Here is a 12,553-nt window from a genome sequence, read left to right on the forward strand (position 1 = left end):
ACCTTCGCCGGGAACATGAGCGTCGTCGTGAACGACACCGGCTTGCCGTCGAGCACCACCCAGAAATATCGGGTGGTCGCGCGGATTGCCACGAACAACCCCAGCGCGGGCGCCAGCCTGTCGCTCACGGGCAAGGTGGAGATCACCGTCCCGTGACGCGCTATCTGATCGAGAAGGACGGCGAGCGCCAGAACGTCACGAGCCTCGACGGCTACGACGATTGGGTCTTGGTCGATGAAGTCGATTGGCAGACGCCGGTCGAGGTCCGCCGCGAGAACCGCTGGCGGGAGGTCAAGGTGCTGCGCGCCGAGCGCGAGGACGCGCCGATCGAGACCTCGATTGGCCTCGTCCAGGCGGACGCAGCGTCGCGCGAGCGGCTGCGCTCGCTGGCCTTGTTGCCCGAGGTCGAGCTGAAGACGGCGGACAACCGGATCGTCACGCTGCCTGGCGCTGCTGTGGCGGGGGTGAACGTCATGATCGCCGAACGGCTGGCCGCCATCCACGCCCGCGCGCAGCAGCTGCGCGAGGAGATCGAGGCGTCGGACGATCCCGAGGCCATCGACATCGAGGCGGGCTGGTGAACGACGAGCCGCTTCTGTTGGAGGCGCTCTGCGACGAGCGCGAGGGGCGCGGCCTGTTCCGCGTCTACCAGCCGTTCTCGTTCACGACATCGTGGGGGTTCGTGGTCGTCGTGCCTGCGGGCTACGTCACCGACCTGTGCTCGGTCCCGTCGTTCGCCCGCGCTTGGGTTCCGACGTCTGGCCGCGTCTCGAAGGCGGCGGTCCTGCACGATTGGCTGCTGGATCAGGGCTGCAGCGAAGCCCATCGGGTGTTCAATGAGGCGCTCGAGGTGGCCGGCGTGAAGCCGACCACCCGTCGCATCTTGGTTACAGCTGTTCGGCTGTGGGCTTGGTATAGACGTTTTCAGCGCGCATGATGTCGTCGATCGCCGCGTAGAGATCGTCGAGCGTGCCGTGGTTGCTGATGACATAGTCGGGATTGAGCAGGTCCGTGCGCTCGCTCGGATGCACACCCCACATCGACCCGAAGACGTCGTAGAGGAACTTGCCGAGCTTGTGCTTGAACGCCACCGGACCCTTGCCCGGGCGTTCGATCATGATCGTGAAGCCCTTCAGCTCGTCCTGGATCGCCCGCTCTTCGTTCGGAAAGCGAACGCTGTCGTTCATCGACCGCGGCACGCCTTCGCCCTCGACCGCCCAGCAGCGCGCCCACAGGTCGTTGTTGACCAGCTCGCGCCCCCACTCGGTGCCGAGCGTGATCTGCGCGCGACGACTGGTGATGCCGAGGCACGGGATCACCTCTTCCTTCAGGTCGCCCGTCAGGTAGCGATCGATCAGCACGTCATCCATCTTGAACCGCCGCAGCAGCGTGCGGAGCATGTCGCGCAGCGGCTCGGCGATGTGCCGGCGCTGGTAGCCATACTGGCTCTCGATGTAATTCGCCGCCTCGGTCTTGCCCGTTCCGGCGAAGCCCGACAGCCCGATCGCCGACGGCCCCATGAACTGGTAGCGAGCCCAGCTGTCGTCGCTGCCCGGCGTGCTGACGTAGATCGAGCCGTCGAAGCCGGTCGTGCGAGCCGCCAACGCCTCGCCAATGGCGACGGTGTCGTCGAAGTTGCCCTCGTCGAGGTTCGCAAGCAGCGCCAGCCGCTCACGATCCGCCTCGGCGTGGATGCCGGTGAAGTCCGCGTAGAAGCGGGGAGCCTGACTGGCGAAGGCCGCGAAGCCTTCGTCTATGCCAGCGTCGACGCCCTTTTTCGGTGCAGGGACGGGCATGGCGAACCCGCCTTGGTTCGCCGCGCTCATACCGCCACCTCCGCTTTGATCGGAGGATGCGGATCGTAGCCGATCAGCTCGAAGTCCTCGAACGAGTAAGTGTGGACCTCGTTCACCGTCTCACGGATTTTCAAATAGGGCGACAGGCGAGGCGTGCGCGCCAGCTGTTCAACCGCCTGTTCGACGTGGTTATTGTAAAGGTGGACGTTGCCGCCGGTCCAGATGAACTCGCCTACCCGCAGACCGACCTGGTCTGCGATGATGTGCGTCAGCAGCGCGTACGACGCGATGTTGAACGGGACCCCGAGGAACATGTCCGCCGACCGCTGGTAGAGCTGGCAGTTCAGCTTGCCGTCATTCGTCACGTCGAACTGGAACAGGCAGTGGCACGGCGGCAGCGCCATCTCGTCGACCTGCGCCGGGTTCCACGCCGTGACGATGTGGCGACGGCTGTCGGGGTTCTCGACCAGACTGATGATCACGTCGTCGATCTGGTCGATCACGCCGTCATCGCAGAAGCCGATCGGACCCGCCGGCCAGCTGCGCCACTGCGCGCCATAGACCGGACCAAGCTCGCCGTTCTCGTCGGCCCACTCGTCCCAGATATGCACGCCCGCTTCCTGAAGGCTGCGGACGTTGGTCTCGCCGCGCAGGAACCAGAGCAGCTCCTCGACGACGCCCTTCCAGAAGACACGCTTCGTGGTCAGCAGCGGGAAGCCCTGCTGCAGGTCGAAGCGCATCTGGGCACCGAAGAGGGCGCGGGTGCCGACGCCAGTGCGGTCGGTGCGCTTCTCCCCGTCCCGAAGGACGCGGAGCAGCAGCTCGCTATAGGTGCGGTCGTGCTGGCTCACAGCTGCACCTCCGGCCGGAAGTAATCCGGCTGCGCGGCCACCTTCTTGCGAAGCGGGATCGAGCAGAGGAACTTGACCGAGCCATCGCGGTGCGTGGCCATCGTGTGGGTCCCGGCGCAGAAGCGTTCGCGGGCCAAGGCCACGCCCGGCTCCTCGTTGTCCCAGCGGTCGGCGCAGCGCGAGCTGGCGACGAAGAACGGACGCAGGTCCGGACGACCTTCACCACCCCAACGCTCGACGTTCTGGACGGCAGCGTCGGGGTTCTCGTCGATCACTTCCCAGACGTCCTTGACGTCAAAGCCCAGGTTGTTGGCGACTTTGTAAGGCGAGCGAACGCGACGATACTCGGCGATCACTTCGGCCTTCTGTTCGGGGGTAAGCAAAACGGGTCTCCTTTGTTGCGGAGACCCGTTTGCAAATCCCGACTCTTCAATGCCATCGAAGAGGATGTTGTGACTAGGTCACAAGGACAGTTGGCTAAGGGTTAGAGGACGATTTCCTCGTCGAAGTTCTCGAGCCGCTTGTGGCTGATGACCACGACCTGCTTCAGCTGGTCCTTGAGCGACAGGAGCGCGTCGACGATCGACTGCGCGTTATCGACGTCGAGGTCGCTGTCGATCTCGTCGCCGATGAACAGCGGCATCACGCGGCTGACCAGCACCTGGCCGAGCGCGAGACGCAGGGCGAGGTTGACCATCGTGGCGTGGGCGCCGTTGAAGGTCGAGACGTCCTGCCCGTCGACGGTGATGTTCATGTCCTCGTCGACGACGATCTGATGCAGCGGGCGCTTGGCGTTGACCGTCATCTGCTGGACGATGGAGCTGCTGACGCGCGAAAGCGACGGCGCGAGGAACGCCTTCAGCGTGCGGCGGGCCTCGACGAGACCCTTGGCACCGGCAGCGAACGCTTCCGACCGCTGCTGCTTGTCGGCGATCTCGGCGGTGAGCTCGTCGAAGCGAGCCTTCTGCTGACCGTAGCTCTCGACCTGCGTCTCGTAGACGCGCGCAGCGACGAAGGCAGCATCCAGCTCGGCCACGGTGGCCTTCAGCTTCGGCAGCTCGTGCAACGCCTGCTCGGCCTCATGCGCCGCGGCGAGCCGCGCCATGTGTGCTTCGCTGTCGCGGGCATAGATGTCCCACTGGCGATCGAGAGCACGCGCCTTGGCCAGCTCGGCCGAGCGATCTTCCAGCTGCGGCAACGCGTCCAGCTCGGCCTGCATCGTCGCCTTGTCGGCGGCGCGGTCGAGGGCGCGCACGCCGTCCTGGATTTCCTCGCGCGACAGGCGCTCCGCACCAGCCGGTTCGACCAGCGGTTCCGACCAGCGTTGGATGCGATACTCCTGGTCCATGATCTGTGCGCGGGTCAACGACGGCTCCGGCAGCGCGGCAAGCGCGGCGCGGTCGATCGTCGGGTCCGAAGGGTCGAACTGATGGGAGCACTGCGGGCACTCCACGCTGTCGTGCGCCAGCTTTTGCTTCGCTTCGATCAGCGAAAGCTGGTCGTTGAGAAACTTCGCATCGTAATCCGGCTGCGGCCCGCGACGCTTCACCTCGGCATCGTATTCCAGCAGCGCAGCGGCGGCCTCGAGCGCCTCACGGGTGTGGGTCGCGTCGGGGATGCGTTCGATGCTGGAGTAGAGAGCCTTGTAGCGGGCCTCGTTCTCGACGCGCGCCTTCTCGTGCGCCTCAAGGTCTTCGATGCTGACCGCCAGTTCCTCGGTCGGCTCGACCGGCGCGGCGCCGACGGCGGCGATGGTGCGCTCATAGTCGGCGCGCTTGGCGGTGATTTCCTTCGCCTCGGCCAGCTCGACCGCGATGTCGCGCGACGGGGCATAGCCCGCCGGCTTCAGCGGCTCGACCGGAATGGTCAGCGAGCGGGTGAGGGCGTCGGCCTCGCGGCGCAGACCGTTGGCCTCGTCACGGCACGCCTTCTCGACGGCTTCCTGCGCGGTCAGACCGACGACCTCGTCGATCAGTTCCTTGCGCTTGGTCGGCGTCAGGCGGGTGAGGCGCTCGCTCTCCTTCTGGTTGGCGACGCAGACGACGTCGAACACCTCAAGGCCGAAGCCGAGGATGTCGATGATCTTCTTGTTCACGGCGTCAGCGCCGACGGCGAGCTGCTCTTCGTCGAGGACGAGCTTCTCTTTCTTGCCGCGCGTGACCTCGTAGGTCTGGCCGCCGACGACGAACGTCAGCGCCATGTCGAGCGACTTGTAGTCGGACGCGGGGCCGCGCAGCGCCTTCTTACCGAAGAGGCCGTAGCGGATCATTTCCGAGATGAAGGATTTGCCGGTGCCGTTCCGACCCGAGACCGCGGTGGCCCCCGGTTGAAAGCTATGGTCGCCGGAAAGCGAGATGCCGTTGGTAGGGAACGAAACGGCGTAGCGAAGGTGGTTGATCATGATGCCTCCTGAAAACGCCTAGCCAACCGCCGCAACTCCCGTCGCGGCATCTGACCAGGTGACTTGCGATGGATGTGTTCGAACTGCAGACCCGGCTTCAGAGCGCAGGGTGCTATGCGGGGAAAATCGACGGCGTTGCGGGTGCAGTGACCCGCCAGGGTGTCATTGATTTCATGACGCTCGGGCCCGATTACAAGCTCGAGGACACGGATTTCGATGTGGCGGCCGGCGCGCTCGGCGTGCCTGTCAGCTACGTCAAGGCACTCTACGAAGTGGAGAGCTCCGGTTCCCCGTTCATTGATGGCCGGCCGGCCATCCTGTTCGAGCCGCACCGGTTCAGCCGGGCGACGGGCGGGCGCTTCGACGCCAGCCATCCGCACATCAGCTACCCGGCGTGGGACCCGAAGCGTTACCCGCGCACGCAGGCGGCACGCTACGACCAGCTGGCCGAGGCGGTCTGCCTGGCGCCCGACGCTGGCTTTGCGTCGGCGAGCTACGGCGGGTTTCAGATCCTCGGCGAGAATTATCATCGCTGCGAAGCGCGCGACCCGATGGCCTTCGCGTGGCAGGAAAGTCAGACGACTGCCGACCAGCTCCACCACTTCGTGCTGTTCATCCAGAGCGACCGGGTCCTGTGGGACGCGCTGAAGCGCGCCGACTGGGTCACGGTGGCGAAGCGTTACAACGGCACCGCCTATTACAAGAACCGCTATGACGTCCGTCTGGCGCAGGCCGAGCGGGGTGCTCGGTGATGAGCGAACCGGTCAAGCAGGTGCAGAAGGGCATCAGCTGGAACATCTGGGCGCTGGCGTCGGTGCTGCCGCTCCTGTTCGGCATCATCATCTGGCAGCTGATGGGGCTCGACCCCGAGAGCGCGTGCAAGCTCGTTCAGGCGCAGGGCCAGCCCCCGGGCAAGTTCTGCTTCGACCTCATCACCCAGCAGAACCACATCAAGGGCTGGACCATCTGGCTCCTGATCGGAACCGTCGCCTCGTTCGTTCTGATTGTCCTCGTCGCAGCCGTGAAGGCCGTGGTGAGCCTCGTCGGACCCGGCGGCCTGTCGCTCAACGTAAATTCGGGAAACAAGGATGCTTGAGAAACTCACGCTCGACGCCGCATGGGGCTTCGTGAAGAAGACCTGGCCGTTCATGCTGATCGCGCTCGCCAGCGCGATGCTGCTGATCACGCAGCACCAGCTGTCGACGGCTCGTAAGAGCCTCGTCGCCGAAGCATCGTTCCGCAGCGAGCTGGCCACCATCTTCGGCTCGAAGACGACCGACACCGCCTCGCTGCTGGGCGTCGCGCACGCTCGCGACAAGGAGAAGACCGAGTTCGCGACCACGCTCACGCGCATCAGCAACGAGAGCTTGGCCAACAAGAAGCGCGCCGACGCCGCCGACGCCGCGCTGAAGAAGGAGCAGGCCGAGAACGCACGCAAGTTCGCCGCGGCCCAGCGCACGATCGCCGACCTTCAGGGCCGCAAGCCCACCGGCAACCGCGATGCGGACTGGAAGGTCATCGAGGAAGACAGCAAGGCGGCTTGGAAGGGATGGCGCAAGTGAAGAAAGTCCCCGTCACCGTGGCCGTGTTGGCGCTAGGCGCCTGCACCCCGAAGCAGGTCATCGTCGAGAAGCCCGTCGTGACCTATGTCGAGAAGCCTGTCGCCTGTCCGTCGAAGGAAGAGCGGGCTCGCCTGAAGGCGCTGCGGCCGACGCCGCTGCGCGAGCAGGACATGCCGGCCAGTGCGGTCGAGCGCAACGCGAAGGCCCAAGCGCAGCTTGGCCGGTATGAAGCCGAGGGTGGTTGGGCCGATCAGGTCGACAGCGCCCTTGACCGGTGCCAGGTCCAGTGAGCGCGCCCTCGGTCCACGACGCGATGGCCCGCGCCGACAGTGCCCACCAGCTCATCGAGAGCCACGAGGACATCTGCGCCGAACGCTACGCACACATCCACACGGCGATCGGCGGGGTGAAGGAGACCGTCTCGACGATGGTCAAAATCCTGGCGTGGGGTGGCTCGACGCTGTTCGGCCTGTTGATCCTCATCATCGGCTTCCTGTCCACCCGCGCGATCTCGACGGGTGATGCGGAAGTCGCGCAGCTGAAGACTCAGATCGAGCTGCTGAAGATGCAGCAGCCGCCGGCCGCGGGACAGCCCCCGAGCAAGTGACTGTGTCACTACCGTGTCACTAAAACGGGCGGTGTTCCTCTAAGGTTCACCGCCCGTTCTGGTATGTTGGAACATGGGAAATGGCGGTTTTCTGCGCGAAAACGCGATAGGCCCAGTGTTGACATCGCAGGGGTCGCAAGTTCAATCCTTGCCACGCCCACCATTTTCTCCCCGGAAATAGTCATAAAATCGCGTCACGCGCCGCGCTCCAGCGCTTCGACCATATGCTGGCAGAAGCGCCGGGCGGTGGGTGAGGCATGGGGCGCTTCGATGAGTGCAATTTCAGTATCTTCGAGCGGCGGAAGGACATTGCCGTCGAGGGCGACGAGGGGCGACGCGCACATTTCCCGCGGCAGGACGGCGACACCGAGGCCGGCCCTCACCGCTGCCTGCGTGCCGGCAAGGCTGGTGGACGTATAGGCGCAGCGCCACGCAATACCCGCAGCGTCGAGCGCCGCCATGGCGCGGTGGCGATAGACGCAGGGTTCGGGCGACACGATCAGCGGCAACGGCCCGTCGCCGGGGAAGCTAATGCGGTCCCGGGCGGCCCAGATCAGCGGCTCACGCCAAACCCTCATGCCATCGATCGCGACTTCCGGCTCGCGCTTGATGAGGACGAGGTCGAACCGGCCATCCCGAAAGCTTCGTTCGAGGTTCAGCGTCAGATCACAGGTGACCTCCAGTTCGACCCTTGGATGCGCGTCGGCGAACTCGGCGAGGACAACCGGCAGATGCATCGTGGCAAAATCTTCGGGCACCCCCAGCCGAACCAGCCCTTCCATGTCCGGCTCGGAAATGTCGGCCAGCACGGCGTCGTTCAACCGCAACATCTGCCGGGCGTGGGGCAGCAATCGCTCCCCTTCGCGGGTCAACTGGAGATGGCGCGGGCCGCGTTGCATGAGCGGGCGGCCGACCTGGTCTTCCAGCCGCTTGATCTGCAGGCTGATCGCGGACTGTGTACGACCGAGCCGCTGCCCGGCACGCGTGAAGCCGCCGAGATCGGCGACGGTGACGAATGACCTCAGCAGGTCGATGTCGAGATTGCGAAGCATTGCATCATTTACATCACTCATCATTCACATTTCAATAAGTCGTTTCTCAAATGGAGGGAAATTGCGCAAAGGCGGGCGACCGAAAGGAACCTAGCCTTGCCGACATCCGCCATTCCCTTTTCGAACCCTGCGCGATCAATCGAGCTGTTGGCCGTTTCGGCCGGTCTGTATCTGGCCGCTTTGATCGCCGCCCTGGTCGCGTCGGGCCTCGGCCTGTTCAGCTCAGGGCTGTCGGCGATCATGGCGATGTTGACACTGTTCGTCGCCGCGATCGTCAGCGGCTTTTCGACGCGATATCTGCGCGCGGACGCGGCGCGCGGCGCGTTCGCCTGGAAACTGGCCGCGATGGTCGGCGCAACCCTGTTGTTCGTCACTGCGAACGACGTGGTCTTGCTGGCGATTGGATGGATCGGCGCGGGCGCGGCGATGGCCGCGCTGATCGGCCATGTCGGCGGTTGGGAAGAGGCGAGGATCGCGCGCCGCCGCGCGACGCTTCATTTCCTCGTCGCCGACCTTGCCCTGCTCGCCGCGCTGTCGCTGCTTGTGTGGGATACCGGCACATGGCGGATCGACCAGATGCTGACGGCGATTTCGGCCGGGTCGATGCGCGTGCAATGGTCGGCGATGCTCTTGGTCGTCGCGGCGTCCGTCCGTTGCGCGCTGCCGCCCTTTTCACGCTGGCTGACCCGATCGATGGCCGCGCCGACGCCCGTTTCTGCCTTGATGCACGCCGGCTTCGTCAATGCCGGCGGTTTCTTGCTGATCCGCTTCGGACCGATGCTCGAACAAGTGGCTGGCGCTCAGTTGCTTGCGATCGGGATCGGTGCCTTTGCTGCAATTTGGGGGTCGGCCATCATGCTCGTCCGCCCTGACGTCAAGCGTTCGCTGGCGGGATCGACGGTCGCCCAGATGGGTTTCATGGTGATGAGCTGTGGCCTCGGCGCCTATGCTGCCGCCTGCTGGCACCTGATCGCCCACGGATTGTTCAAGGCCTGGTTGTTCCTGTCGTCGGGATCGACGATCGGTCGCCCTATCGCTGCCGGTGCCGACCGCTCGCCGGCGCCGTTAGCCCTGGCAGTGGCTGCAGTGACCGGCGTCTGCCTGGCAGCGTGGGCGATTGGCGGAGAGCCGCTTGCGCCGACGACGGTTCCAACTCTGCTCGCGATCGCAACGGCGGCGGCGGCAATGCCGATGCTCGGCCGGGATCCGTTCGCGCTGCTTCCCGCGGCCGTGCTCATCCTGCTCTATGTCGCCGGGCTCGCCGCAGTCGAAGCCGCGCTGGGCCGGCCGGTCGGAACGGCGCCCGGCGGGAACGGCCTGACCGCGCTGCTTCTCGCCCTCTTCTTTGCCTGCTGGCTCGGCCAGTGGGTGCTCATCCGCAACGGCCGCGGTTTTCCGCCGCGCCTCCACGCCCGTTTGCTCAACAGTTAGGACCCCGTCGATGACCCAAGTCAGCAAGATAGTCGCGGCCGACAACGGCACGGCCCACGCCAGTCCATCCTCTCTAGCGCTGAAGGTCGAGCTGGCGGCGCGGACCGTGGCACCGCTGTGGCCGCTGGAAAGCGCGATTGCGGTGAATCCCCTGTCGGGCTTCGAGGACATGCCGTTCGAACAGGCGCTGGGCGATGCAGCCCGCCTGTTCGGTACGCGCGCCGGCCTCGACCTGCGCCTCTGGCGCCGCCTGAGCGCGATGGGTCGACCGACCCGGGAGGCCGTCCGGCAGGAATCGATCCGCGACCTCGGCGGCCTTGAACGGGCGTTCGAAATGGTCGGGCCCGATATCACGCTGGTCGATTGCCTGATGGCCAGGCTCTACGACCTTCCGATTGCCGACGCGCTTGCCCATGATGGCGATCCTTCCGCTGAGCGGGTGGCGGAATGGTGCGCTGCCTATTTCGCCAAGGGCGTGGCGGCCATCCCGCTTGGCGCACAGGCGCCCGGCCTGTTCGCGGCGGCCCTTCCGCTGCTCAAGGCCAGCTTTTCAAATCCTCTGGTCAAGTCCGTTCCGGAAACGCCGATGGCGGCCGTCCGCTGGGCGCTCTATCGCCTGGCGATCGAACCGGCCGATCAGCAGCGCTTCTTGCGATCGACGGTCGCGCGGATGCCCGGCTGGGCGGGCCATATTCGCTGGCGCGACGAACAGGCCGACGACGACCGCAGGCAGGAGCGGCCGAGCGGCATGGCCGATCTCATCGCCTTGATCCTCATTAGCGACCTGGCGGTTGGCGCTCGTCCGGTAGAGGCAATCGACAAGCGCGTCGATGTCCGCCGCCAACTGGCGGCGCATTTCCAGATCGCGGCTGACCGTTTCAGTCCGGCCGTCCGCGACCTTTGCGAACGGGACGACGCCGGGCTGGCACTGATCTTCCAGCAAGCGGCGGAGCGCGAATTTGCCACGCCGCTGGCGAAGTCGATTGCGGCCAAGGCCAAGACCGCCATTGCGGACGAAGCGAGCCCTGATGCGCAGTTGCTCTTCTGCATCGATGTCCGGTCAGAGCCGATGCGACGCGCGCTGGAAGCGCAAGGCGCGTATCAGACCGTCGGCTATGCCGGCTTCTTCGGCCTACCGATCGCGGTTCGCGAACCGGGCAGCCCTCGCACGCGGCGATTGCCGGTGCTGGTCGGCCCGCAGCATGAACTTGCGCTGGCGCCGGTGCGGGGAGCGGAGGAGGACGCCCGCGACTACCTTGCCGCGCGCGATCGCGACCGGTCGCTCCGCGCCCTCTTCAATCGCCTGAAGAGCGGGCTTGCGACGGGCTTTTCGACTGCCGAGACGGTGGGCGGCGGGGCCGGCCTCTGGATGGCGCTGCAAACCTTCGCGCCGGGCCTGTCCGCCCGCTTGCGCCGCGGCATGGGCGGCGATCCGCAGGCACTGGCACCGGCGATCGACCGTCATGCGGGCGGCAGCGGCCTCACGGCCGGCGAACGGCTGAGCTATGCGCGCGCCATGTTCGCGCTGACCGGCATGAAAGCGACAGCGCGCCTCGTGGTGCTGCTTGGCCATGCCGGGGAAACGGTCAACAATCCCTACGCCAGCGCGCTCGATTGCGGGGCCTGCGCGGGTCATGGCGGGGCCGCCAACGCACGCGCCATGGCGGCAATCCTCAACGATCGCGACACCAGGGCGGCACTCGGCATCGCGGCCGACACGCACTTCGTCGCCGGGGAACATAATACCACCACCGATGACGTTCGCCTGTTCGACCTGCAATTCCTGCCCGAAACGCATAGCGGCGACCTCGAGCGGCTGCAGCAATCGCTGGCGGCCGCCGGCGAGGCGGTCCGGACCGAGCGCGCGCGAAAGCTCGGCCGGACCGAACAGGACCTGCGCCGCGGGGCGGCCCACTGGGGTGAAGTGCGACCCGAATGGGGGCTGACCGGCAATGCCGCCTTCATCGTCGGGCCGCGCCGTCTTACGCGTTCGATCGACCTCGACGGGAGGGCGTTCCTGCATGATTACGACTGGCGCATCGACGGGCAGGGGGAGGCGCTGGCGACCATCCTCACGGCGCCGATGGTCGTGGCCCAATGGATCAACTGCCAATATCTGTTTTCGACCATCGACAACGACCGCTACGGCGCGGGCGACAAGACCGTGCACAACCCCGTTGCCGGGATCGGGGTGGTCCGCGGCAATGGCGGAGACCTGGCGGTCGGCCTGCCGCGCCAGACGCTGTTTCACGACGACGGCACGCCGGCGCACGTGCCGCAACGCCTGACGACCATCGTCTACGCCCCGATCAAGCGGGTCGAGACGCTGGTCGAGCAGCAGGCGGTACTGCGCCGCCTGTTCGGCAACGGGTGGGTCCGCCTGATCGTCATCGATCCGCAAACCGGACAGGTCCGCCGCTGGGCCGACGACCGTGAACTGAACGAGGATGCGGCCTGACGCCGCATCGAAGGAGTAGCCGAGATGAACGAGATGACCCGACCCATGCTTCACCTGATGAAGAAGATCGAAGTGGTGGTCCAAGCCGCCGACATCAAACTGGTCGAAACCGTGCTGCGGGACGCCGGCATCGCCGGCTGGACCATGATCCGCGATGTGGCCGGAATGGGCCACCATGGCTTCCACCAGGGACGCACCATCTTCAGTGACGAAAGCGGGTTGGTGATGTTCGTCGGGGTCGCCCCGGCCGACCATATACGCAACGCTGCCGACAACCTTCGCGACCTGTTTCACACCCGCGCCGGCGTGCTGTTCATGTCCGATGTCGAAGTCATCCGGTCGGACTATTTCGTCGCTGCCTGACGCCTGAAAAAAGTCGGGCGCGGCAAATACGC

16 protein-coding genes are annotated in these 12,553 nt (G+C 65.9%); 11 read left to right on the top strand and 5 right to left on the bottom strand.

Annotated features, from left to right (window positions below; all coding sequences use genetic code 11):
* Positions 1 to 15 precede the first annotated feature (15 nt).
* From G570_RS13840 to G570_RS13845, 3 genes are read left to right on the top strand one after another with little or no spacing between them, the layout of a single operon-like run.
* Positions 16 to 156, top strand: coding sequence for a hypothetical protein (locus G570_RS13840; protein ID WP_169731737.1), 141 nt, complete (start codon positions 16 to 18; stop codon positions 154 to 156).
* Entirely contained in the window at positions 153 to 581 is a 429-nt protein-coding gene (locus tag G570_RS07505; protein WP_037500773.1) for a DUF4376 domain-containing protein, read from the top strand. The genes G570_RS13840 and G570_RS07505 overlap by 4 nt, the downstream gene beginning before the upstream one ends.
* Entirely contained in the window at positions 578 to 937 is a 360-nt protein-coding gene (locus tag G570_RS13845) for a DUF1353 domain-containing protein (RefSeq protein ID WP_169731738.1), read from the top strand. The genes G570_RS07505 and G570_RS13845 overlap by 4 nt, the downstream gene beginning before the upstream one ends.
* Here the strand turns inward: G570_RS13845 and G570_RS07515 are convergent.
* From G570_RS07515 to G570_RS07530, 4 genes are all read right to left on the bottom strand, one after another.
* A complete protein-coding gene (locus G570_RS07515; RefSeq protein ID WP_156930379.1) occupies positions 888 to 1,796 on the bottom strand; it encodes a hypothetical protein in 909 nt (302 codons plus the stop codon). The genes G570_RS13845 and G570_RS07515 overlap by 50 nt on opposite strands.
* Positions 1,797 to 1,822: 26 nt before the next feature.
* Positions 1,823 to 2,647 carry a thymidylate synthase gene (locus G570_RS07520; RefSeq protein WP_037500781.1) on the bottom strand — a complete coding sequence of 275 codons (825 nt, stop codon included), beginning with the start codon at positions 2,645 to 2,647 and terminating at the stop codon, positions 1,823 to 1,825.
* The gene (locus G570_RS07525; protein WP_037500788.1) at positions 2,644 to 3,030 is read right to left on the bottom strand and encodes a hypothetical protein; all 387 of its coding nucleotides are present in this window, start codon (positions 3,028 to 3,030) and stop codon (positions 2,644 to 2,646) included. Before G570_RS07525 ends, G570_RS07520 begins: the two co-directional genes overlap by 4 nt.
* Before the next feature lie 101 nt (positions 3,031 to 3,131).
* Positions 3,132 to 5,048 (bottom strand): AAA family ATPase, encoded by a 1,917-nt coding sequence (locus G570_RS07530; protein ID WP_037500791.1) that lies wholly within the window; start codon positions 5,046 to 5,048, stop codon positions 3,132 to 3,134.
* Positions 5,049 to 5,116: 68 nt separating this feature from the next.
* On the opposite strand from G570_RS07530, the gene G570_RS07535 reads away from it, so the two are divergent.
* Genes G570_RS07535 through G570_RS07555 form a run of 5 tightly spaced genes read left to right on the top strand, consistent with a single transcriptional unit; the run spans position 5,117 to position 7,217 of the window.
* Entirely contained in the window at positions 5,117 to 5,800 is a 684-nt protein-coding gene (locus G570_RS07535) for an N-acetylmuramidase domain-containing protein (protein ID WP_037500795.1), read from the top strand.
* Entirely contained in the window at positions 5,800 to 6,144 is a 345-nt protein-coding gene (locus G570_RS07540; RefSeq protein ID WP_156930380.1) for a hypothetical protein, read from the top strand. Before G570_RS07535 ends, G570_RS07540 begins: the two co-directional genes overlap by 1 nt.
* Positions 6,137 to 6,610 carry a hypothetical protein gene (locus G570_RS07545; protein WP_037500801.1) on the top strand — a complete coding sequence of 158 codons (474 nt, stop codon included), beginning with the start codon at positions 6,137 to 6,139 and terminating at the stop codon, positions 6,608 to 6,610. The genes G570_RS07540 and G570_RS07545 overlap by 8 nt, the downstream gene beginning before the upstream one ends.
* Positions 6,607 to 6,900 carry a hypothetical protein gene (locus G570_RS07550; RefSeq protein ID WP_156930381.1) on the top strand — a complete coding sequence of 98 codons (294 nt, stop codon included), beginning with the start codon at positions 6,607 to 6,609 and terminating at the stop codon, positions 6,898 to 6,900. The genes G570_RS07545 and G570_RS07550 overlap by 4 nt, the downstream gene beginning before the upstream one ends.
* Positions 6,897 to 7,217, top strand: a complete 321-nt coding sequence (locus tag G570_RS07555) for a hypothetical protein (protein WP_037500809.1) — start codon at positions 6,897 to 6,899, stop codon at positions 7,215 to 7,217. The genes G570_RS07550 and G570_RS07555 overlap by 4 nt, the downstream gene beginning before the upstream one ends.
* A gap of 194 nt (positions 7,218 to 7,411) precedes the next feature.
* On the opposite strand, the gene G570_RS07560 is transcribed toward G570_RS07555, so the two are convergent.
* Entirely contained in the window at positions 7,412 to 8,269 is an 858-nt protein-coding gene (locus G570_RS07560; protein WP_037503974.1) for a LysR substrate-binding domain-containing protein, read from the bottom strand.
* 96 nt (positions 8,270 to 8,365) lie between these two features.
* On the opposite strand from G570_RS07560, the gene G570_RS07565 reads away from it, so the two are divergent.
* Genes G570_RS07565 through G570_RS07575 form a run of 3 tightly spaced genes read left to right on the top strand, consistent with a single transcriptional unit; the run spans position 8,366 to position 12,521 of the window.
* Positions 8,366 to 9,700 (top strand): proton-conducting transporter transmembrane domain-containing protein, encoded by a 1,335-nt coding sequence (locus tag G570_RS07565; RefSeq protein ID WP_156930382.1) that lies wholly within the window; start codon positions 8,366 to 8,368, stop codon positions 9,698 to 9,700.
* 10 nt (positions 9,701 to 9,710) lie between these two features.
* Complete coding sequence (locus G570_RS07570) at positions 9,711 to 12,158, top strand: putative inorganic carbon transporter subunit DabA (protein WP_037500812.1); 2,448 nt, start codon at positions 9,711 to 9,713, stop codon at positions 12,156 to 12,158.
* Positions 12,159 to 12,182: 24 nt separating this feature from the next.
* A complete protein-coding gene (locus G570_RS07575) occupies positions 12,183 to 12,521 on the top strand; it encodes a DUF190 domain-containing protein (RefSeq protein WP_037500815.1) in 339 nt (112 codons plus the stop codon).
* Positions 12,522 to 12,553: the final 32 nt, after the last annotated feature.

Source organism: Sphingomonas jaspsi DSM 18422, from assembly GCF_000585415.1.
In the GTDB taxonomy this organism is placed as follows: domain Bacteria; phylum Pseudomonadota; class Alphaproteobacteria; order Sphingomonadales; family Sphingomonadaceae; genus Sphingomicrobium; species Sphingomicrobium jaspsi.

Coding starts and splice junctions, on each gene's coding strand:
- G570_RS13840 (WP_169731737.1), top strand. CDS start 16: ATGAGCGTCGTCGTGAACGACACCGGCTTGCCGTCGAGCACCACCCAG.
- G570_RS07515 (WP_156930379.1), bottom strand. CDS start 1,796: ATGCCCGTCCCTGCACCGAAAAAGGGCGTCGACGCTGGCATAGACGAA.
- G570_RS07530 (WP_037500791.1), bottom strand. CDS start 5,048: ATGATCAACCACCTTCGCTACGCCGTTTCGTTCCCTACCAACGGCATC.
- G570_RS07535 (WP_037500795.1), top strand. CDS start 5,117: ATGGATGTGTTCGAACTGCAGACCCGGCTTCAGAGCGCAGGGTGCTAT.
- G570_RS07540 (WP_156930380.1), top strand. CDS start 5,800: ATGAGCGAACCGGTCAAGCAGGTGCAGAAGGGCATCAGCTGGAACATC.
- G570_RS07545 (WP_037500801.1), top strand. CDS start 6,137: ATGCTTGAGAAACTCACGCTCGACGCCGCATGGGGCTTCGTGAAGAAG.
- G570_RS07560 (WP_037503974.1), bottom strand. CDS start 8,269: ATGCTTCGCAATCTCGACATCGACCTGCTGAGGTCATTCGTCACCGTC.
- G570_RS07570 (WP_037500812.1), top strand. CDS start 9,711: ATGACCCAAGTCAGCAAGATAGTCGCGGCCGACAACGGCACGGCCCAC.
- G570_RS07575 (WP_037500815.1), top strand. CDS start 12,183: ATGAACGAGATGACCCGACCCATGCTTCACCTGATGAAGAAGATCGAA.